Source organism: Methylomonas rivi, assembly GCF_024505165.1.
Taxonomy (GTDB): Bacteria; Pseudomonadota; Gammaproteobacteria; order Methylococcales; family Methylomonadaceae; genus Methylomonas; species Methylomonas rivi.
This window is the reverse complement of record NZ_JANIBK010000003.1, coordinates 18,913-37,878: the sequence shown is the minus strand read 5'-3', so window position 1 is coordinate 37,878 and position 18,966 is coordinate 18,913. Positions and strand designations below refer to the sequence as shown.

21 protein-coding genes are annotated in these 18,966 nt (G+C 52.2%); 18 read left to right on the top strand and 3 right to left on the bottom strand.

The window, feature by feature from the left end:
- Position 1: 1 nt before the first annotated feature.
- From NP596_RS01235 to gspD, 8 genes are read left to right on the top strand one after another with little or no spacing between them, the layout of a single operon-like run.
- The gene (locus NP596_RS01235; RefSeq protein ID WP_256613381.1) at positions 2–463 is read left to right on the top strand and encodes a GspH/FimT family pseudopilin; all 462 of its coding nucleotides are present in this window, start codon (positions 2–4) and stop codon (positions 461–463) included.
- Entirely contained in the window at positions 447–878 is a 432-nt protein-coding gene (locus NP596_RS01230) for a type IV pilus modification PilV family protein (protein WP_256613380.1), read from the top strand. Before NP596_RS01235 ends, NP596_RS01230 begins: the two co-directional genes overlap by 17 nt.
- The gene (locus NP596_RS01225; protein ID WP_256613379.1) at positions 875–1,552 is read left to right on the top strand and encodes a prepilin-type N-terminal cleavage/methylation domain-containing protein; all 678 of its coding nucleotides are present in this window, start codon (positions 875–877) and stop codon (positions 1,550–1,552) included. The genes NP596_RS01230 and NP596_RS01225 overlap by 4 nt, the downstream gene beginning before the upstream one ends.
- On the top strand, positions 1,542–2,522 hold the full coding sequence (locus NP596_RS01220) for a type II secretion system minor pseudopilin (RefSeq protein WP_256613378.1): 981 nt from the start codon (positions 1,542–1,544) through the stop codon (positions 2,520–2,522). Before NP596_RS01225 ends, NP596_RS01220 begins: the two co-directional genes overlap by 11 nt.
- A complete protein-coding gene (locus NP596_RS01215) occupies positions 2,494–3,690 on the top strand; it encodes a PilN domain-containing protein (protein ID WP_256613377.1) in 1,197 nt (398 codons plus the stop codon). The genes NP596_RS01220 and NP596_RS01215 overlap by 29 nt, the downstream gene beginning before the upstream one ends.
- Positions 3,683–4,261, top strand: coding sequence for a type II secretion system protein GspM (gspM, locus tag NP596_RS01210; protein ID WP_256613376.1), 579 nt, complete (start codon positions 3,683–3,685; stop codon positions 4,259–4,261). The genes NP596_RS01215 and gspM overlap by 8 nt, the downstream gene beginning before the upstream one ends.
- Positions 4,258–4,869 (top strand): hypothetical protein, encoded by a 612-nt coding sequence (locus tag NP596_RS01205; RefSeq protein WP_256613375.1) that lies wholly within the window; start codon positions 4,258–4,260, stop codon positions 4,867–4,869. Before gspM ends, NP596_RS01205 begins: the two co-directional genes overlap by 4 nt.
- On the top strand, positions 4,850–7,144 hold the full coding sequence (gene gspD, locus NP596_RS01200) for a type II secretion system secretin GspD (RefSeq protein ID WP_256613374.1): 2,295 nt from the start codon (positions 4,850–4,852) through the stop codon (positions 7,142–7,144). The genes NP596_RS01205 and gspD overlap by 20 nt, the downstream gene beginning before the upstream one ends.
- Positions 7,145–7,269: 125 nt before the next feature.
- Here the strand turns inward: gspD and nadB are convergent, their stop codons facing one another.
- Entirely contained in the window at positions 7,270–8,916 is a 1,647-nt protein-coding gene (gene nadB, locus NP596_RS01195; protein ID WP_256613373.1) for an L-aspartate oxidase, read from the bottom strand.
- Positions 8,917–9,053: 137 nt separating this feature from the next.
- On the opposite strand from nadB, the gene rpoE reads away from it, so the two are divergent.
- The 8 genes from rpoE to NP596_RS01155 are packed head-to-tail and all read left to right on the top strand — an operon-like array spanning position 9,054 to position 16,529.
- Positions 9,054–9,644, top strand: a complete 591-nt coding sequence (gene rpoE / locus NP596_RS01190; protein WP_256613372.1) for an RNA polymerase sigma factor RpoE — start codon at positions 9,054–9,056, stop codon at positions 9,642–9,644.
- 10 nt (positions 9,645–9,654) lie between these two features.
- Positions 9,655–10,158, top strand: coding sequence for a sigma-E factor negative regulatory protein (locus tag NP596_RS01185; RefSeq protein ID WP_256613371.1), 504 nt, complete (start codon positions 9,655–9,657; stop codon positions 10,156–10,158).
- A gap of 8 nt (positions 10,159–10,166) precedes the next feature.
- Positions 10,167–11,111 (top strand): MucB/RseB C-terminal domain-containing protein, encoded by a 945-nt coding sequence (locus NP596_RS01180; protein WP_256613370.1) that lies wholly within the window; start codon positions 10,167–10,169, stop codon positions 11,109–11,111.
- A 45-nt stretch (positions 11,112–11,156) separates the two neighbouring features.
- Positions 11,157–12,554, top strand: a complete 1,398-nt coding sequence (locus tag NP596_RS01175; protein WP_256613369.1) for a DegQ family serine endoprotease — start codon at positions 11,157–11,159, stop codon at positions 12,552–12,554.
- Between the two features lie 14 nt (positions 12,555–12,568).
- Positions 12,569–13,474 (top strand): cysteine synthase A, encoded by a 906-nt coding sequence (gene cysK / locus NP596_RS01170; RefSeq protein ID WP_256613368.1) that lies wholly within the window; start codon positions 12,569–12,571, stop codon positions 13,472–13,474.
- A gap of 31 nt (positions 13,475–13,505) precedes the next feature.
- Complete coding sequence (locus NP596_RS01165; RefSeq protein ID WP_256613367.1) at positions 13,506–14,759, top strand: hypothetical protein; 1,254 nt, start codon at positions 13,506–13,508, stop codon at positions 14,757–14,759.
- Positions 14,756–15,826 carry a hypothetical protein gene (locus tag NP596_RS01160; RefSeq protein WP_256613366.1) on the top strand — a complete coding sequence of 357 codons (1,071 nt, stop codon included), beginning with the start codon at positions 14,756–14,758 and terminating at the stop codon, positions 15,824–15,826. Before NP596_RS01165 ends, NP596_RS01160 begins: the two co-directional genes overlap by 4 nt.
- Entirely contained in the window at positions 15,819–16,529 is a 711-nt protein-coding gene (locus tag NP596_RS01155) for a DUF4136 domain-containing protein (protein ID WP_256613365.1), read from the top strand. The genes NP596_RS01160 and NP596_RS01155 overlap by 8 nt, the downstream gene beginning before the upstream one ends.
- A 35-nt stretch (positions 16,530–16,564) precedes the next feature.
- Here the strand turns inward: NP596_RS01155 and NP596_RS01150 are convergent, their stop codons facing one another.
- Positions 16,565–17,398: an HDOD domain-containing protein gene (locus NP596_RS01150; RefSeq protein WP_256613364.1), complete on the bottom strand. Its 834-nt coding sequence runs from the start codon at positions 17,396–17,398 to the stop codon at positions 16,565–16,567.
- A gap of 272 nt (positions 17,399–17,670) precedes the next feature.
- Here NP596_RS01150 and NP596_RS01145 point away from each other — a divergent pair, with 272 nt between their 5' ends.
- Positions 17,671–18,066 (top strand): CBS domain-containing protein, encoded by a 396-nt coding sequence (locus tag NP596_RS01145; RefSeq protein WP_256613363.1) that lies wholly within the window; start codon positions 17,671–17,673, stop codon positions 18,064–18,066.
- A 34-nt stretch (positions 18,067–18,100) separates the two neighbouring features.
- Positions 18,101–18,769, top strand: a complete 669-nt coding sequence (locus NP596_RS01140) for a Crp/Fnr family transcriptional regulator (protein WP_256613362.1) — start codon at positions 18,101–18,103, stop codon at positions 18,767–18,769.
- Here NP596_RS01140 and NP596_RS01135 read toward each other — a convergent pair.
- Positions 18,766–18,945: a hypothetical protein gene (locus NP596_RS01135; RefSeq protein ID WP_256613361.1), complete on the bottom strand. Its 180-nt coding sequence runs from the start codon at positions 18,943–18,945 to the stop codon at positions 18,766–18,768. The two genes, NP596_RS01140 and NP596_RS01135, sit on opposite strands and share 4 nt — an antisense overlap.
- Between the last annotated feature and the right edge of the window lie 21 nt (positions 18,946–18,966).

Genomic DNA, 18,966 nt, shown 5'->3' with positions numbered 1-18,966 from the left:
CGTGCCGATTGCCGTAACATCCGCGCGGGGCTTTACCCTGCTGGAGCTGATCATCGTTTTGCTGATCAGCGTGCTGGGCTTTGCGGTAGTCGGCGGCAATATTTCTTCCGGTAATCAAAGCACCCGTATACAGGCGGCGGCGCGGGATATTGCGTCAGCCTTGCGTTACGCGCATGGCCAGGCCTTGATGTCCCGGCAGCCGGTCGGCGTTACCGTCAATCTGGACGACAACAGTTATTCGATCGGCAATCGCGGCAAAATTTACCGCCTGGATCGCGAAATCGCGATTTCCGTTACCGTCGCCGAAGAAGAGTTTGGCGAGGGGCAGCAGGCCGGCATCCGTTTTTTCGGCGACGGCTCGTCGACAGGCGGCCGAATTACGCTTGAATGGGGCAAGCAATTGCGGCGTATCGATGTGAATTGGATTACCGGCGCGGTGGAAATACATGATACGGCGGCATAAGGGCTTTTCCCTGCTGGAGATCTTGGTGGCGTTCGCCATCATGGCCGTGGCGTTGACCATCGTGTTGCGCATATTCGGTGCCGGCGTTAATACCGCGGTCATTTCCGAAGAATACAATCTGGCCGTACAGATTGCCGAATCGATACTGGCGCGCACCGGGGTGGAAACGCCTTTGCAAGCGGGTGAAAGCGCCGGAACCGAGGCGGATAAATACGCTTGGCTGGTCAGAATAACCCCGGTGGCCGAGCCGCCCGCGGCCGGACGCCGGTTCCAATCCCGGCAGGACCAATCTCCCGCCCAGCCCAGCCGGAAATTGATGAAAGTGAGCGTGCGGGTAAGTTGGGGCGACGCTGCCGAAAGACAACGCAGCGTGCAATTGGATAGCCTAAGAATGATACTGGAACCCGTCCTGTGAAACTGTTTCGACGGAACGGTTTTACCTTGATCGAAGTGTTGATTGCCATGACGCTGTTGGGCGTGATGGTGGTTTTGCTGTTCAGCAGTCTGCGGATTGCCGCGCAAAGCTGGAACGCCGGCGAAAACAAGATGGCCGCCGTGAACCAAAAGGCTGTGGTGTACCGGTTTTTCAAGCGCCATCTAATGGCGGTTCGGCCTTTGCCGGCGTTAAATCCCGAGCCCGAGTCCAGCCCGGAAAGTACGCAGGTTTTTCAAGGTCTTGCACAAAGTTTAAGGTTTGTCGCCGGTTTGCCCGCCAGTTCCGCGCGTAAAGGGTTGCAGGTATTCGATATTGCCCTGGCCCCCGATAACAGCTCGATATTATGGGTAACTTTAACGCCTTACCGATTGGCCGAGCCCGAGCGGGAGCCGGTTAAACCTGAGGTGTTGCTGGAGAACATTGCCGGTTTGAAATTCGCTTATTTCGGCAGGATCGAAGAATTCGCGGAACCGCAGTGGCAGGAGGAATGGGTGGCCGCCGAGCGCTTGCCCAGTTTGATCAAAGTATCTATTGCCTTAAAGGACGGCAGTTACTGGCCGGAGATGGTTTTTCCGCTGAAAATCAGCCGGGCGGCCAATACGCCGAACGTGGCCGACGACGGCCGGATTGATGAAGATAGCGATGAACGCTAAATTACCGCCGCTGTCGAGTAGCCGACAGCATGGCTTGGCGTTGGTCATCGTGATCTGGATATTGACCTTGCTGACTCTGATGGCGGGTAGCTTCGCTATCGGCATGCGCCGCGAAAGCAGCGTCAGTTCCGCCATTACTGCGAATGCCGAAGCCCTGGCCTTGGCGGAAAGTGGTGTCCATTTGGCGGAATTTAATTTGAGTCAGGCCGATCCCGAGCAACGTTGGCTGGCCAATGGCACGATTTATGAAATAATCGGCCAGGAAAGCCGCATGCGGATACGTATTTTTTCCGAAGCCGGCAAAGTCGATATCAACATGTCCGGCGAAGACCAACTGGCGGCGGTTTTAAAGTCAGTGTTGCCGGACGACTGGGAACGCCAGCATTTGTTGAATGCTATCTTGGATTGGCGGGATGCCGACGACGACACCCGCACCCAAGGCGCCGAAAAACGCCAATATAGACTAGCCGGTTTGTCTTATGGGCCCAGTAATGCCGCTTTTCAAAGCTTGGAGGAATTGCAGTCGGTTTTAGGTATGAATGAAGCCGTATATAATGCCATTCAGCCCTACCTTACCGTTTATTCGTCCACTGCCGAGGTTAACCAACGCGACGCTTCGCCCGAATTGCTGAATATTCTGGCGGCGGACCTGAAAGACCGCCATATTCAGGATGCCGCGCTGCAAAAAAATTTAAACGGCGCGGATAGCGCCGATAACGCGCCAGCCGATTTGGAGCAGGCATTTACCGGCGAAAATCAAACCTATACTATTATTGTTGAAGTGGAAATGCAGCAAGGGGCCTCGGCGGGTCTGGAGGCGGTGGTGCAATCGCAAGCCGGCGACGGCACAACCTCTTTCGATACGCTGGATTGGAAACAACATTTACAAACTTCGTCGTTATTTAACACTGCAATGGAATATTCTGTAATTACGATTCAAGATGAATTTAGATACGACGATCGATTTTGATTTAAAAAGATTTTTTCGATGGTGGGGCGGCGAGCTGGCGTTTTTGGTGCCGAAAAGCCTGTTGCAACACTTGCGCGAACGGCATGGCAGCGTGATTTTTACCCCATCGGCACAGGGGTTTGAAGTGGCTTTGCTGGATGACGACGAACGAATCGTCGCTCGGCGTAGCGTCGATGTAAACCAGCCGGACGGTTTCAAGCAGCTTAAAGGTCAATATCCGGCCATGGAAAAAGCCGATTTTGTGTTGCGGTTGTCCGCTGATCAGGCCTTGCATAAACTGCTTTATTTGCCCGCGGCCGCGCAAGAAAATTTGCGGCAAGTGGTGGGTTTTGAATTGGACAGGTATACGCCTTTTAATGCCGAACAAGTCTATTTCTCACTGATCCCCTTAGGCAGCACGGAGCATGCGCAACTGCGGATACTCTTGATTGCGGCACCCAAACCGCGTCTTGACGAACAATTAGCCAATCTGACGATACTGGGCGTGCAGCCGCATAAAGTGGATTACGCGCCGGCGGCGGCCGATTTTCCGCAAACCCGCAACGCCTATAATTTATTGCCGGACCGTTTTAGGCGCAACGGCGGCAAACTGGGGCAATCCCTGCAATGGCTGGCCGGCGCGGCATTGATGTTGCTGCTGTTGGCCGCGATGGTCTTGCCGGTCTGGTTGGAAGGACAGGCGGTCGAGAGCCTGCAAACCCGCATCAAACAACTGGAAAAACAGAATCGCGCCGTCGACCTGCAGCAAAGCGAAATCGACGCCCTGCGCGCGGAAACCCAAAAGTTGATCGATATCAAGCAGCAGTCGCCGGCGTTATTGGCGGTGTTAAATGAATTGAGCCGCCTGTTAAATGACGAAACCTGGCTGACGCATTTACATTTTTCCGACAATCGCATGCAGATACAAGGCCAATCGCCCGCCGCCTCGGCTTTAATCGGCACCCTGGAAGGTTCCGAATTTTTCAGCGACGTCAGTTTCGTTTCGCCGTTGACGCAGGATAAAACCAGCGGACGCGAGCGCTTTCAGATCAGCATGACGGTCAACACGCCGGTAAGCATAATGCAAACCGATAGCGCGGATGCGGCGGATGCCGAAAGTCCGGATGGGGGGGCGGAGCCGATATCCGAGCCCGAACCGGAAAATACCGGGGAGCAGGGCGATGAATGAATTGCGTTGGCAGCGTTGGCTGGCTGTCGGCTTATTCCTATTGGTCGTGTCGGCCGTGGTGTTTGCCGTGTTGCTGCCGTTAATCGGCACCGGCTTGGCGTATCACGAAGAAAAAAACGATTTATTGTTCCGCTTGCAACGCCAGCAAACCATAGCCGGCCGCGAAACCCAGGTGGCGGCGGCATTGGACGACATCAAGCAGCAATTTTCCGAACAAGGCTATTTCAGTACCAGTACCACCGAAGCCTTGGCTTCCGCCGAACTGCAAAATATCGTTAAAACCGCCGTGGCCGATGCCGGCGGCCAATTAACCAGCACCCAAGGTTTACCTGGCAAGGAAACGGACGGTTTTTTTCGGGTGGCCGTGAAAGTGCGCATGACGGGCAGCATGGAAGCGTTAGTCGGTGTATTGCAGAGTATCGAAACCGCCGTGCCGGTTTTGATCGTCGATCAACTGGACATCAACCCGGTGCGCGGCGCGCGCAACCGCAAAACCAATAAAGTCGAGCCTAGCGATCAGCTCAATGTCAGCTTTCAGGTGGTGAGTTTTTTACGGAGCCCCAACCCATGAATAGCCGGGTTTTCAAATGGCAATTAATCGCCTCCGCCGGCTTAAGCGTAATTTTGCTGGCCGAGTGGATCACGGGCGAAACTCAGCGCGGCCGGTTACAGGCTATCCTGGATAAAACCATCCAAAGCGAATACCAATCCGAACCGATGCCGGTCTTGCATCAGTCCAGGGCATTCAACGGCGGTATGAATGAGATCATCGAACGGCCCTTGTTCATCGAGGGGCGCAAACCCTTGCCCGAACAAGTGGTGGAGGGGCCGGATACCGCCGACAACGGCCAGTTGGATGACTGGTTGTTGATTGGCATTTACAATAAGGATAAGCGGAAGATGGCTTTGTTTCGCAAGCAAAACGAGGCCAAAACCTTTTTAAAACTCAACGAAAACCAAATGATAACCGGCTGGCAGCTTAAACAGATTCAGGACGACCGGGTGGTTTTGCAGCAAGGCGGGCAGCAAAAATCCATTGTGCTCAGAAAGCCGCGACTGCAGGTTCCGCTGGCGGCCTCGTCGAACAGACCCGTCATTCCAGCCAAACCCAGGGCTCCGGTAGCGCCGATTACTAATAATTCTCCAGAGAATAACACCAATGACAGTGAAAACCAGTAAAGCGCCGCGCATTTTGGCGCTGGCCTTGTCGATGACGGGCTGTGAATTTATCGGCCCGCAACTGCATGAAAAAATGCCGCTGCCGCAAGCGGCGCCGATCCGGGACGAACAATTCGCCGTGGCCGCGAGCGACGACGGCAGTTCCAAAACCGCCAAGGTGGAAATTTTTCCCAACACCGAGTCTAGTATCACGGCCGGCCGAGGCGGTTCCGCGGCGCCTAAAAGTTCGGGTAAGGGCGAATACAGTTTGAATTTCGACGATGCCGACTTGGGCGAAGTGGCCAAGGTGATCCTGAGCGACATTTTGGGTAAAAATTACACCCTCAGTCCGCAAGTCACCGGCAAAGTCACCTTGCAAACCACCCAACCCTTGACCAAGGAGGATTTGATTCCCACCCTGGAAATGCTGTTAAACGTCAATAATGCCGCCTTGGTGGTCGAGTCCGGCATGTATTTGATCAAGCCTTCCAACGAGGCCATGTATAGCAGTTCCTTTAAATCCTTGGGCACCTCCAGCTTGCCGTCCGGTTATCAAACCCGCGTGATCCCGGTGCACAACGTGGCCGCCGGCGAAATCGCCGACATTTTAAAGCCGCTGCTGCCGGAAAAATCGCAGTTGTATGCCGACCCGAACCGCAATATTTTGCTGGTGTCCGGTTCGGCCGGCGAATTGAACCGGATTTTGGATGTGGTGAGTACCTTCGATACCGATGTTCTGAGGGGGCGCTCGTTTGCCTTGTTTACCCCGGCCCATGTCGATGCCGGCAAAATTATCGAGGAACTGCAGCAGGTTTTCGGCCGTAAATCCGGCGCCGCCGGCGGCGAAAAGGCAGAGGAAAACAGTTTCTTCAGATTTATCGAAATCGAACGCATGAACGCGGTATTGGCCATCACCCACAACGCCAAGTACCTGCAGGACATCGAAAGCTGGGTGTTTCGGTTGGACAGGACCAATCCCGAGGCCAGCGGCGGCGTCAATGTCTACCGGGCCCAGCATGTCAGTGCCGTGGATTTGGCCAACACCTTGAGCAACATTTTCGGCACCGGCACCTCGAGAACGGGGCGTTCGGCATCGATAGCTTCGGGGCGCAGATCGACATCGGCCAGTAATAAATCGTCCGGCGGTATAGGCGGCAGCGGTTCAACCGGCGGTTCAAGCAATTCCAGTAGCGCTTCCGGCTCCAGCGCGGGTTCGAGCGGCGGCATTATGGATAAGTCGCTGAGCGATAGAAATCAGGGGGGAAGCATTGGCTCAAACTCGATAACCGGCAACTCATTCGGTAGCGGCGGCATTAACAATAACTCCGAAATGGCCAAAGTCCGAATTATTCCCGATGAAGGCAATAATGCCCTGATCATCGTGGCCAACTCGGAGGAATACGCCAAAATCCAGCGTATCCTTAAACAGTTGGACGTGTTGCCGTTACAGGTATTGATCGATGCGACTATCGTTGAGGTCACTCTAAATAATGATTTGAAATACGGTATTCAGTGGTACTTCAGTCATAATAACGGCGGCATTAATCAAATCAATGGCGGTTCGGCTCAAGGTATCGATTTAATTAGTTTGACCGAGGAGACCGCCAAAACGTTTTCTACCGGCGGATTTTCCTATGCGTTTTCCAGTGGTTCCAGGGATATCCAGGCCGTTTTAAATGCCAGCGCGACAAACAATAATATCAACGTGATTTCGTCGCCGTCGTTAATGGTGCTTAATAATCAAGAAGCTACCATTAAAGTGGGCGATTCGGTGCCGATCCGTTCTTCGGTTACCAGTAACACCAGCAATACCACAACGACAGGCATCGTGCAGACCAGCTCCATTCAAATGATAGATACGGGTGTTAATCTGTCGGTTAGGCCAAGAGTCAATGCCGGCGGCTTGGTAATAATGGATATTCTGCAAAGCGTCAATCAAGCGATAACCACCACAACGAGCGAAACCATAGATTCCCCTACCATACAAAAAAGGGAAATCGAAAGCAGCGTAGCCGTTCAAAGCGGTGAAACCATTGTGTTGGGGGGCTTGATTAAGGAAAATAACGACTATAAGCGCGATGGCGTGCCGCTGTTGCACGAGATACCGATCATAGGTCCCTTGTTCGGCGGCACCACGCGCAACAAGGACAAAAGTGAGCTGGTGGTGTTGATTACCCCCCGTGTGGTCAATACCCGGAAAGATGCTTCGCTTATCACCGACGAATTCCGCCGTAAGCTGTCTTCGATATACGAAATTCCGGCACCGGCGGTGGAAGTCGATACAGCCGTCCAATAGTCCGGTAGGCCGGAATATACCCGATGCCGCGTATTCTGGTAGGTCGCGTTGCCGCGATAGCGGTTACGTGACAAATGCGCTGACGTTTGTCAGGGAACGCTGCCGCGCACCCTGACCTACGATTTTTAGGGTGCTCTTAATTTAATGTTTTTTGGAGCTTTCAGTTCCGGCACCAGCACGGTATTCCGCGGCGGGCGGCTGTCATCCAGCTCCGGATAATCCTTGGTGTAATGCAGCCCGCGGCTCTCCTTGCGTTGCTGGGCGCTGCGGATGATCAGCTCGGCGACGATGACCAGATTCCGCAATTCCAGCAAATCGCTGCTGATACGGAATTTGCCGTAATATTCGCCGATTTCGTCTTTCAGCAGCACCAGCCGGTTCATGGCGCGTTCCAATCGTTTGTTGGTGCGGACGATGCCGACATAGTCCCACATGAAACGGCGCAGCTCGTCCCAGTTGTGGGCGATCACCACCTCTTCATCCGAATCGCTGACCTGCGATTCGTCCCAGGCCGGCAGCAACGGCGGTTCCGGGAGATTTGCAAATTGGCGGCGGATGTCCCGGTTGGCTTGTTCCGCAAACACCAGGCATTCCAGCAGCGAGTTGCTGGCCATGCGGTTGGCGCCGTGCAAGCCGGTACAGGCCACTTCGCCGATGGCGTACAGGCCGGGGATGTCGGTTCTGGCGTCCCGGTCGGTCAACACGCCGCCGCAGGTGTAGTGCGCGGCCGGTACCACCGGAATCGGTTGCTTGCTGATATCGATGTCCACTTCCAGGCATTGGCTATAAATGGTGGGGAAGTGTTTTTGAATGAAATCCGTGGGCTTATGGCTGATGTCCAGATACACGCAATCAATGCCGTGTTTTTTGATTTCGCTGTCGATGGCGCGGGCGACGATGTCGCGGGGCGCCAGTTCCATGCGTTCGTCGTAACGGCGCATGAAGCGTTCGCCGTTCGGCAATATCAAATGGCCGCCTTCGCCGCGCACGGCTTCGCTGATCAAAAACGAGCGGGCGGACGGATGGTAAAGGCAGGTGGGGTGGAATTGCATAAATTCCATATTGCCGACCCGGCAGCCGGCCCGCCAAGCCAGGGCGATGCCGTCGCCGCTGGAAATGTGCGGGTTGGTGGAATACAAATACACCTTGTTGGCGCCGCCGGTGGCCAGCACCACGACTTTGGCGGCAAAGGTTTTAATGGTATCGGCCTTGCTGTCCAATACATATGCGCCGCAGATGCGCTGCGGGGACAAGCCCAGTTTTTCGGCGGTGATCAGTTCGACGACATTATGATGTTCCAATAAGTCGATGTTGGGGTGCTGTTGCGCGCGTTCGATCAACGACAGCGAAACGGCTTTGCCGGTGGCGTCGTCGGTATGCACGATGCGGCGATGCGAATGGCCGCCTTCGCGGTTTAAATGCAATTGTTTGTTGCCATCGGCACCTTTTTCCTCGGTAAAATTGACGCCTTGGGCGCGCAGCCATTCGATGCTTTCGCGGCCCTTGGATACCGTTAGTTGCACGATATCCGGATCGCAAAGGCCGGCTCCGGCAATCAGGGTGTCTTCGATGTGCGACTCGATGGAATCGTATTCATCGTCGAATACGGCTGAAATGCCGCCTTGGGCATAATAGGTGCTGCACTCGGTCAGTGCGAATTTGGCCAATACCGCGACTCGATAAGTGTCCGCCAAATGCAGCGCCAGACTGAGGCCGGCACCGCCGCTGCCGGCGATCAATACGTCATAATGTAGGTTGGAATGCGCTGTCAATGTGGTCTATTTGAGAATATGAAGGTTTTATTACGCTGAGGGAAAATCATAACGTGTTTTAGCGCGACGGTAATTTTTTTTGTATTGCCAGAACTAATGATGTTTAATTCTGTCCATTCCACTATCGTAATAGCTCAGTGAACGAATCAACAAGGCTCTCCGAAGATATAGATCAGGACTTGGTGCGCAGGGTCCAGCAAGGCGATAAAGCCGCCTTCGATCTTCTCGTTATCAAGTATCAGCACAGGATTGTGCATCTGGTCAACCGGTATGTAAAAGACCCTAGCGAAGCGCAAGATGTGGCGCAGGATTCTTTTATCAAAGCCTATAAGGCCTTGGGCGATTTTAGGGGCGATAGCGCTTTTTACACATGGCTGTATCGAATAGCGATCAATACCGCTAAAAATTACCTGTTGTCGCGCTCCAGGCGGCATTCCGACTATGAAGTCGATATGCAGGATGCCGAACAAATCGAGAACGCCCCGCAGTTGAAAGACATAGAAACACCGGAGCATCAATTGATGAACGATCAGATTATTGCCGTAATCAAATCGGCCATCGAGAAATTGCCCGAAGAAATGCGCATTGCCATTACCCTAAGGGAGTTTGAAGGCATGAGCTACGAAGAGATTGCCGAAGCCATGGATTGCCCAATCGGCACCGTGCGCTCCCGGATATTCAGGGCCCGCGAGGCTATCGACGAAAAATTAAACCCATTGCTCGGTTAAAGGTATTACCATGCAAGCACAACAAATTGAAAAACTCTCATTACTGGTTGACGATCAACTCGATAACGCACAGGCCATACCGTTGTTAAAGTCGGTACAGCGCGATCCGGAACTGCAAGCCAAACTGCAACGCTATGCGCTGATTAGTCAGGCGCTAAAAGGCGAACAAGGCGCGGTGGCCGATTTGGATTTTGCCGAGAAGCTCAAGCGGCAATTGAAATCGGAACCGGTTTATTTCTTGCCGCGGAAAAAGTCGGACGATCACTTTAAAAAAACCTCCCTGGCGGTGGCCGCTTCGGTAGTTTTGGCCGTGGTTGGCTTTTATGCCGGAAAAATGCAAAACCGGATCCAACCCTTTGCGGAAATCACGACGGCGGCACAGAGCCAGACTCCGGCGGATCAAATGAACGCGCAGTTCAAGGATTATTTACAAGCCCACGACAATGTTTGGTACGTTAATAATAATGTCGGCGTCAAATCGTATGCCCGTCTGGCCAGTTATCAACCCAAATAAGCTTGTAAATGCGATTATTATTTGTTTTTCTGCTTTTTATATCTTGTGCCTTTGCGAATGACGATCAGACTTTAGACGGCCGGCAATGGCTGGAAAAAGTCAATCATGCGATGAAAACCTTGAATTACCACGGCACCGTGGTATTCATGAAACACGGTCAAGTCGATACCATGAGGTATCGGCATACCTTTGAAAGCGGCATTGAAACCGAACGCTTGACTTCGCTGAATTCCCCCTTGCGGGAAGTGACCCGGCATTCCAATGAGATCAGTTGTCTGTACAAGGAAAGCCAACAAAAAGTCGAAACCCAACATCCGATAGACCGGTCCTTCATCGTCAATTTGCCGTTAAAGCCGGAACGTTTGCACGACGAATATCTGTTTGCGGTGGCAGGTCAAGAAATGATCGCCATGCGCCCGGCGCAAATCATTGCGGTATTACCCAAGGACGACTTGCGCTATGCGCGCAAACTCTGGATCGATACCGCCAGTCTTCTGCCGCTGAAAGTTGAAGTTTACGGGCAGGACGGTAAAACGCTAGAGCAAGTTTTGTTTACCGAGTTGAATGTGGATGCGTTGGCAACGCAAACCGACGCCGATCAAACGGCGGCCGACGAAGAGAGCAAACACCATCAACACGTTTCGCAAGCCGAAGCGTTTGAAAAATCGCCATTTGAATTAAAAAATTGGCCGGCGGGGTTTGAAAAAATTTTTTTCATCCGCAATACCATGCAGCAGTCCAAAAAAACCGTGGACCATTTGTTGATTAGCGACGGTTTTTCCAGCGTTTCGGTTTATTTTGAAGCCAAGGGTGAAAAAGGCATCGAAGGTTTACGCAGCTTGGGGCCTGTCAATTCTTACAGCCGGGTGATAGACGATCTGCAAATCACCGCGCTGGGGGAAGTGCCCGTGCAAACCGTCGAGTTGGTTGCCAAGGGCGTATCGTTACGTTGAAAAAATTAACTGCTTTTAAGTATGAAATGTATGAATGGAGAATGCATGTTTAATAAATTTGTAAATAGCGTATGGTTATGGATGCTGATGACATCGCTGGCTTTCGCGCAGTTGCCCGATTTTACCGAAATGGTAAAAAACAATGGCGATGCGGTGGTCAATATCAGCACTACCCAAAAAGCGCCGGAACTGCAGATGGAGCCCGATCAGCAACAAATCCCCCAGGATATCCCGCCTGAATTGGAGGATTTTTTTCGGCATTTCTTTCAAGGGCCTGGCCGGGGCTATGTTCCCAAGGAAACGAATTCCCTGGGTTCGGGTTTCGTAATTTCCAAGGACGGTTATATTTTGACCAACCACCATGTGGTCAACAATGCCTCGGAAATTGTGGTTAAACTGAAGGATCGGCGCGAACTGTTGGCGAAATTGGTGGGTTCCGATGAAAGTACCGATGTGGCGTTGCTGAAAGTGGATTCCAAGGATTTGCCCGTGGTTCAAATCGGCGCCCCCGAACAATTGCAAGTTGGGGAATGGGTGTTGGCCATAGGCACGCCGTTCGGTTTCGAACAATCCGTGACCGCGGGTATCGTCAGCGCCAAGGGACGCAGTCTGCCGGATGGTAATTATGTGCCGTTTATACAAACGGACGTAGCCATCAATCCCGGCAATTCCGGCGGTCCGTTGTTCAACATGCAGGGTCAAGTGGTGGGAATCAACTCGCAAATTTACAGCCGATCCGGCGGTTATATGGGCCTGTCTTTTGCGATTCCGATCGATGTGGCCATGAATGTCGCCGAACAAATCAAAGTCAAGGGCAAGGTATCGCGCGGTTGGTTGGGCGTGCAAATTCAGGACGTTACCCGCCAGTTGGCCGAATCGTTCGGCATGGACAGACCGCATGGCGCCTTGGTTGCCAAGGTCATACCCGGCGGTCCGGCCGAAAAGGCCGGTCTGCAGGTTGGCGATATTATCGTCGAGTTCGATGGCCACGTCATCGAAACGTCCGGCGAATTGCCGCCTATCGTGGGCATGACGCCCGTCGACGAGAAAGCCACGCTGAAAATCATCCGCCAGGGCGACAAGGAGGATTTGTCCGTAAAAGTGGGTCTGCTGCCGGCTCAGGCGGTACAGTTGGCGCCTAGTTCGATGCCTGAAACTACTGTAAACAGGCTTGGTTTGGCGGTGGCCGATCTGACCGAAGAGCAGCGTCAGCAATTGCAGGTTGAAAAAAACGGTGTGCTGGTGCAAAAAGTCGGCAAAGGTATCGCCCTGGATGCCGGTATTCAACCCGGAGACGTCATTTTACGGGTGCAAAACGCGCCGGTAAAAGATGTTGCCGACTTTAATAAAATTGTTGCTAAACTGCCGGTGGATAAATCCATTGCCATGCTGATTCAGCGTAACGGCAGTCCGGTTTTTTTAGCGTTCAAGATCGATAAATAAGAGGTATTTTGCATATGGCTAACGCAATCAACATTACGCAATTAATTGGTAATACGCCGTTAGTCAAACTGCATAGGATTGTGCCCGATGACTCGGCCACCGTCCTGGTTAAGTTGGAATCCAGAAATCCGGGCGGGTCGGTCAAGGACCGGATCGGCCAGGCTATGATCCAAGCCGCCGAAAAATCGGGCGTTTTAAAAGCCGGGGGCAGCATTGTCGAACCCACCTCCGGTAATACCGGTATTGCCTTGGCCATGATAGCCGCCGCGCGCGGCTACCGCTGTACCTTGGTGATGCCGGATACCATGTCGATCGAAAGGCGGCAGCTACTGGCTTTGTACGGCGCGGAAATCGTACTGACACCCGGCGGCGAAGGCATGAAAGGGGCGATTAATAAAGCCCATGAAATTGTGGCCGAAACCGGCGCCTTCATGCCGCAGCAATTTGAAAATCCGGCCAATCCCGAGGTGCATCGGCAGACCACGGCCCAGGAAATCTGGTCCGGCACGGATGGTCAGATCGATGCGTTTGTCTGCGGGGTGGGGACGGGGGGCACGATTACCGGGGTCGCCGATGTGCTTAAAAACCGCAATCCCGAGTTTAAGGCGATTGCCGTGGAGCCGTCCGAATCGCCGGTCATCTCCGGCGGCACGCATAGTCCGCACAAGATACAAGGCATCGGGGCGGGTTTCGTGCCTAAAAATCTGGATGTGGATTTATTGGACGGTATCGAGCTGGTCAGCACGGAAGACGCTTTCGCCATGCGTAAACGGCTGATCCGGGAAGAAGGCATTATGGCCGGTATTTCTTCCGGTGCCAGCGTGTGCGCGGCGTTGCGCGTCGCTGCCCGGTTAGGGGTCGGCAAAACCGTCGTCACCATCGTACACGATACCGGCGAGCGCTATTTGAGCATGAGCTAGCCTCGCGGTTTATCTATTTACCTCTTGCCGAATGAAAGATTCGCGAATTAAACTGCGCTCTGCCGGGTTGGGTTATCTGATCAACCGTATCCAGACGCTGTTCGTCAGTATGCTGCGCATATGGACGATTCCGATTGTGTTGATGCTGAGCGTGTCGTCGGGGTTTACCACCTATTACGGGCTGTCGCATTTCATTACGCCCTGGATCGCATTGATCATCACCATTGCCATTCAATCCATTATCGTGATTTGCTCCCTGGAAATGGCCGGCATACATTGGACAGCCAATCGCGTCCGCTATTTTTCGGTGGTTAGCTCGCTGTGCATAGCGGTGACGGCATCGATTACGTTTTCGTATTTCAAGTTTTATGAAATATCCGAACAGGAATCCCTGCATATCGACCGGGTGCAGCAGATCAGGCAGGATATTAAATCCTATCTTGGCAGCGTTCTGGCGCAAAAAAGCCAATTATTGCAAAATCATCAACAGGCTTTGGATAAAGCGTCCGCCGACGTATCCCAGGCCTATTTCGGCACCCACGAACAAATAGCGCCCGGCTATAAAAATCAAATCGGAGAAGGGCCTTTTTGGCGGCATTACAATCAGATATATCAGGAAAAAAAACAGGCGTTTCAAGTTCAAGAGCAAGCCTTTCTGGATTTGGATGCCAAAATTCGCCAGCTGCAAACCAGTTTGGGGGATTTGGATGTCGCCCAAAATCAGGAGACGGCTTACTATCAGATGTTGAAAAACTACCAGGATATACAGCTGATTGTGAATCAACTCTCCAGCAGCGCGGGCTTGCAGTTGCCTGACGCACCCATGCTGATGACTTATAAGCAATTCGTGGAAGAGGTGAAGCCTTCGTTTGCCATGTGGCAGGGTTTTTCCTGGTTTGCTTTTGCCTGCGCGGCCATGGTGGATTTTTTTACCGTGTTGCTGTCGTACCGTCTGGAATTTACCGCTCCCGGGCCTTTAACGGTACAGGAAGAGGAATTGGTATTCGAATGTTTGCGGCAATTTTCCGAGTTTCGCATCAATCAAAACGACGAGCTGGAAATGGTCATCGAAAAGTCCGAGCTGGAAAAAGCCCGCCGTTATTCCGACTGGTCGCGGATGTTTGTGGTCGGCTTGCTGCTGAGCCGGGGGTTTTTAAGAAAAGTGGACGCCCGAACCGTTGAATTCGCGCCCAGTCTCTATCCGCTGATTGCCGAAAAAATGTCGGACAAGATAGCGGCCCTCAAAGCCAAGTCTTTGCCTAAAGCGCCTGCCGACGAGCCATGAATAGTGCCGATAACGAGCTGGAAGCGTGGCTGGCGGGCGAGGACCTTTTCGAGCAAAACTTGCCGGATCCCGAGCAGTGGGTGGCCGGTTTCGATGCCGATCGGCAAGTAGTTGTACTTAAAATCGGTCCCTTCCAGCGCCTGTTTTTGCGCCCCGGCAAGTTCACCAAGCGTTTTTTTCACCAGTTATACCCGTTAACGATTGAAACCTGGCCTTATCGGCGGCAAGTAAATTTATTCGACGATTTTTGCACGGTGAATATTGCGCTGGATTTGCGCTTTCAGGCCACCTTGAATTACGTGCAAAAGAATCCGGAAGTGCTGGATAGCATTAATCGGCATATTCAGGGGCTTTACGCGGCTGTTATCGAAGATAAAATCAACCAGGAACTGCATAAGTTAGCGGATGGCGGCTGGGTGCAAAAGGGGCTGGCCGAGCACGAAAAGCGCATAGCCATTACGGTTTGCGAAGTGTTGACCCAGCAGCACATCCAGGCCGAAGCCGTTTGCCATATGACGGTGGTTTTTGCCGACTTTCCCGAGGTTCGGTTAGGGAAAGACAGCGTTTATCTGCATGTGCTGAAAAAAACCTTCGAATTAAACGAAGAAAAAAATCGGGAACATCAACGCCAACAGCGTTATAACGAACAGCAGGCCTTGCAGGCAAAACAGCAGGAACTGGAACATCTTAAACAACTGGCCGAAATGCAGCGCCGAATCCAGTTGGCCGAGGCCGAAGCGCAAATTCAATTGTTACAGGATAAGGAGCAACAGCTTGCCCGGCAGCTCGAGGTGGAAAGGCGCTTACATGCCGCGCGAATGGAGCATGAGCAGCAACTCAAGGAAACGAGTCTTGAAATTGAATTGCGTTCTCTGCAAGAGCTTGACGCCAAGCAGCGCTTGGCGGAAGCCCGGCAGCTGACGGAACGGTTGGCGCATCAGGCTGTTTTGGCGGATAAGCAGACGCTCGCGGAAATCCAGCGGCGCGACTCTGCTCGGCGACATTGGCGCGCGGCGGGAAACCTTGACAGCGATGGCGAAGACGGCATTGAGAATACCGATGTATAAAATGCGGTGCAGCCTTTTTCTCTATATCGCATTAATGCTGTTGTCCGCTTGCGCCATGGGGCCGCGGAAATTGCAAATTAATGCCGAAGTGGATGCGCTGGCGGCAAGTGATGTCCAAGGTAAGCGGCGCTTCGTAATATTGCCCGCCAACAAAGACATTAAACCGCAGGATTTGCAATTTATGGAGTTCAAGGGATATGTCGAGAAGGCTTTGCTTAACCGGGGGTTTGTCAAAGTCGAACAGATGCAGGATGGCGATGCGGTGCTGTTTTTGGATTACGGGACGGGAGAGCCGCAAATCCGCCAATACAGCTACGAGGTACCTATCATGAACAATTTCGGCTATTACCCGTATTACCGCTCTTATCGGTATTATCCAAGCATGGCTTACGGCTATACTCAGCATATCGAAACCTATACGGTTTTCAAACGGCATTTGACGCTTGAAGCCTACGATATGGCCGCCTATTTACTGCAAAAGCCCCCGGTACAGCTCTGGAAGGTCAGCGTGCAAAGCCAAGGCCAAAGTAATGATCTGCGCTTGATTTTCCCTTACATGGTGACGGCCATGCAGCCTTATCTCGCCGCCAATACCGGGCATATGGTAGCGGTGCCGGTGGACGAAACCGATCTGCTATTGAAGGATATTGTAATGAACAATCCGCACCGCTTGCCGGCGGCCTCTCCCGCGCCCCAACCTTAAAAAAGCCCATGCAAGACAGGCTTTTTAGACGCGCTTTAGTCCGCCAGCCCTTCCAGCTTGGATTGTAGGGCCATGATTTCAGCAAGATGGGCGTTAAAAAACGTTGCCGATAAGCCGATTTTTTCCGCAACCGGCAAGGGAAGCGCGGCCAAAATATCTTCTTCCGATGTGCCTTTTTCAACCGCGTCGCTGATAAATTGCGCAAGATGCAGACAGCAAGCGATAGGGGAGGGTTGCTCAAAAGTCAAGGGCTCGCCGGAATGCTGAATGGCTTCCACCAGTTCGCCGCCGAATTTCCAGCGGCGGCATAATTCCGCACAGACATCCTGATTGGTAAAACCCAAACAGGTTCTTTCGAAGTTGGCGCGCGATGAACGGCCGGCCCGGGTATGTTGGTCGATTTCGTTGGCTTCGCTGGGTAGGCCGATATGAATCAACAGATTTCCCAGATTGCCGATTAAACCGGCGGTATAGGCAATCTCACCGGAATTGCTAATGCGTTCGGCCAGCCATTTGGCGTAAACGGCCGTTCTGAAACAGTTGCTCCAGAATTTTCTGATGTCGAAATTTTCGATTTTAGGCATGGAGGAAACAATGCCCGAGGCTATGACCAGGGTTTTTAACTGGTTCATGCCCAGCATGACGGTGGCTTCATCGATAGAGGATATTTTCCGCGACAGGCCGAAATGCGCCGAATTGACCAAACGCAAAATTTTCAGCGAAATAACTTGTTCTTTTTCAACATTTTTAGCGATGTCCAGCATTTCCGCGCGAGGGTCGTTAAGTTGGTTGATGATGGTTCTAACGACTTCCGGAATTTGCGGCAGCTTAGGAATGTTATCGAACAACTGGTTCATCTGAATCGGCATATAGTAGGAATCCTTGAAAAGTGAGAAATCGCCAACAGTTTAGCTGAATTTGGTTTTTCAACAATAAAAAACCATGAAAAATCAGCCGGCTTTATTAATCCGGCCACGACGGCAAGGACGGCCAAGACAAAATCGAATTTATTGCGGAATAAATGCCGATAAAACTGGATACTGGCGCGGATTTTTATAATAATCGGATGGCGGAAAACAACGGGCGATTTAGGTCTCCGGCGCTTTCCGTCCAACAATAATAACCACAATGAGGTGACACCATGCTAGCTAAAATTGCTGTAGCCGATTACATGTCCAAGCATCCGGTAACCGTAAGCCCCGACACCGAAGTGTCTTTGGCATTTAAGAAGATGTTGGACCACAAAATCACTAGCGTGCCGGTAGTCGATAGCCACGGTAAGCTGGTGGGTATTTTTTCCGAAAAAGACGGCATGAAGGTTGTCATCGAATCGGCATACAACCAAAGTATGACCGGTAAAGTGAGCGAGTTTATGACGGCGGCGCCATTGGTGGTCGATATTGAAGACAGCTTGGTCGATGTGGCCGCCAAGTTTCAAAATTCACCGATCAGGAGTTTTCCGGTTTTTCAAGATGGTGCCATGGTGGGTATGATCAGCCGGGTAGACGTCCTAAGAGCATTGGTTTCCGCGCATTAATCGGTAGGGCCTTGGACGCGCTTTGACCATGGTGATGCAGCTGGCTTTATGGAAACAAAACTTTCCGGAGTTCGTCAATCAAGACGACAAGGTTCTTAAGCAGTTGATGGATTCGGCCGTGCTGGTAAATCTGCCTGCCGGACAACAAGTGTTTTATCCCGGAAAAATCTGCGAAAATTATTTGCTGATGTTATCCGGCAGCGTCAAGGCGCAAATTATTTCCGCCGATGGCCGGGAAGTTCTGCTCTACCATGTCCGGGCCGGGGATTCGTGTGTGCTGACCACATCCTGTCTGCTTGGGGACAATCGTTATCCGGCGGAAGGGTTTACGGAAACCGAAGTCAAGGCATTTGCCATTCCGGCTCCGGTCTTTCATCGCTGTCTGGGGTATTCGGCGTTTTTTCGCGAATTTGTGTTTCGCAGCTTCTCCTCTCGTTTGGCCGATGTGATTAAACGCATGGAAGCGCTCAGTTTTGGCACGGTCGATCAAAAATTGGCCAGGGTACTGTTGGCCGGCCAATCCGGGACGATACATAAAACCCATCACGAACTGGCCCTGGAAATGGGCTCGGTTCGTGAAGTGGTTTCCCGGCATTTAAAGCGGTTTGAAAGTTATGGTTGGTTGAGTATGAAAAGGGGCAGCATTGAAATTGTCGATGCCGAAGCATTAAAACAAGTCATTGCCGGTTCGTCCGAACATTAGTCGTTCCGATCGTTTTTCGACTTGTTTTCATTGGCGATAAAATGCAACATGATGAAGCCCATCACGAAACCCAATACGGCCGAAAACACCAAGGGTAATGCGAAGGGAATGTCGTGCGGGTCCCTCAGGTTCATATGCAGAATGCCCGAGGCAAAGTTAAAAATTAAGTCCAACATGATTTCCTACCTTTTCTAATT

What these genes read in the sequence shown, in the direction of transcription:
- NP596_RS01230 (WP_256613380.1), top strand. Translation starts at nt 447, where the DNA reads ATGATACGGCGGCATAAGGGCTTTTCCCTGCTGGAGATCTTGGTGGCG.
- NP596_RS01220 (WP_256613378.1), top strand. Translation starts at nt 1,542, where the DNA reads ATGAACGCTAAATTACCGCCGCTGTCGAGTAGCCGACAGCATGGCTTG.
- NP596_RS01215 (WP_256613377.1), top strand. Translation starts at nt 2,494, where the DNA reads ATGAATTTAGATACGACGATCGATTTTGATTTAAAAAGATTTTTTCGA.
- gspM (WP_256613376.1), top strand. Translation starts at nt 3,683, where the DNA reads ATGAATGAATTGCGTTGGCAGCGTTGGCTGGCTGTCGGCTTATTCCTA.
- NP596_RS01205 (WP_256613375.1), top strand. Translation starts at nt 4,258, where the DNA reads ATGAATAGCCGGGTTTTCAAATGGCAATTAATCGCCTCCGCCGGCTTA.
- gspD (WP_256613374.1), top strand. Translation starts at nt 4,850, where the DNA reads ATGACAGTGAAAACCAGTAAAGCGCCGCGCATTTTGGCGCTGGCCTTG.
- NP596_RS01185 (WP_256613371.1), top strand. Translation starts at nt 9,655, where the DNA reads ATGCAAGCACAACAAATTGAAAAACTCTCATTACTGGTTGACGATCAA.
- NP596_RS01180 (WP_256613370.1), top strand. Translation starts at nt 10,167, where the DNA reads ATGCGATTATTATTTGTTTTTCTGCTTTTTATATCTTGTGCCTTTGCG.
- NP596_RS01175 (WP_256613369.1), top strand. Translation starts at nt 11,157, where the DNA reads ATGTTTAATAAATTTGTAAATAGCGTATGGTTATGGATGCTGATGACA.
- cysK (WP_256613368.1), top strand. Translation starts at nt 12,569, where the DNA reads ATGGCTAACGCAATCAACATTACGCAATTAATTGGTAATACGCCGTTA.
- NP596_RS01165 (WP_256613367.1), top strand. Translation starts at nt 13,506, where the DNA reads ATGAAAGATTCGCGAATTAAACTGCGCTCTGCCGGGTTGGGTTATCTG.
- NP596_RS01160 (WP_256613366.1), top strand. Translation starts at nt 14,756, where the DNA reads ATGAATAGTGCCGATAACGAGCTGGAAGCGTGGCTGGCGGGCGAGGAC.
- NP596_RS01155 (WP_256613365.1), top strand. Translation starts at nt 15,819, where the DNA reads ATGTATAAAATGCGGTGCAGCCTTTTTCTCTATATCGCATTAATGCTG.
- NP596_RS01150 (WP_256613364.1), bottom strand. Translation starts at nt 17,398, where the DNA reads ATGCCGATTCAGATGAACCAGTTGTTCGATAACATTCCTAAGCTGCCG.
- NP596_RS01145 (WP_256613363.1), top strand. Translation starts at nt 17,671, where the DNA reads ATGCTAGCTAAAATTGCTGTAGCCGATTACATGTCCAAGCATCCGGTA.
- NP596_RS01140 (WP_256613362.1), top strand. Translation starts at nt 18,101, where the DNA reads ATGCAGCTGGCTTTATGGAAACAAAACTTTCCGGAGTTCGTCAATCAA.
- NP596_RS01135 (WP_256613361.1), bottom strand. Translation starts at nt 18,945, where the DNA reads ATGTTGGACTTAATTTTTAACTTTGCCTCGGGCATTCTGCATATGAAC.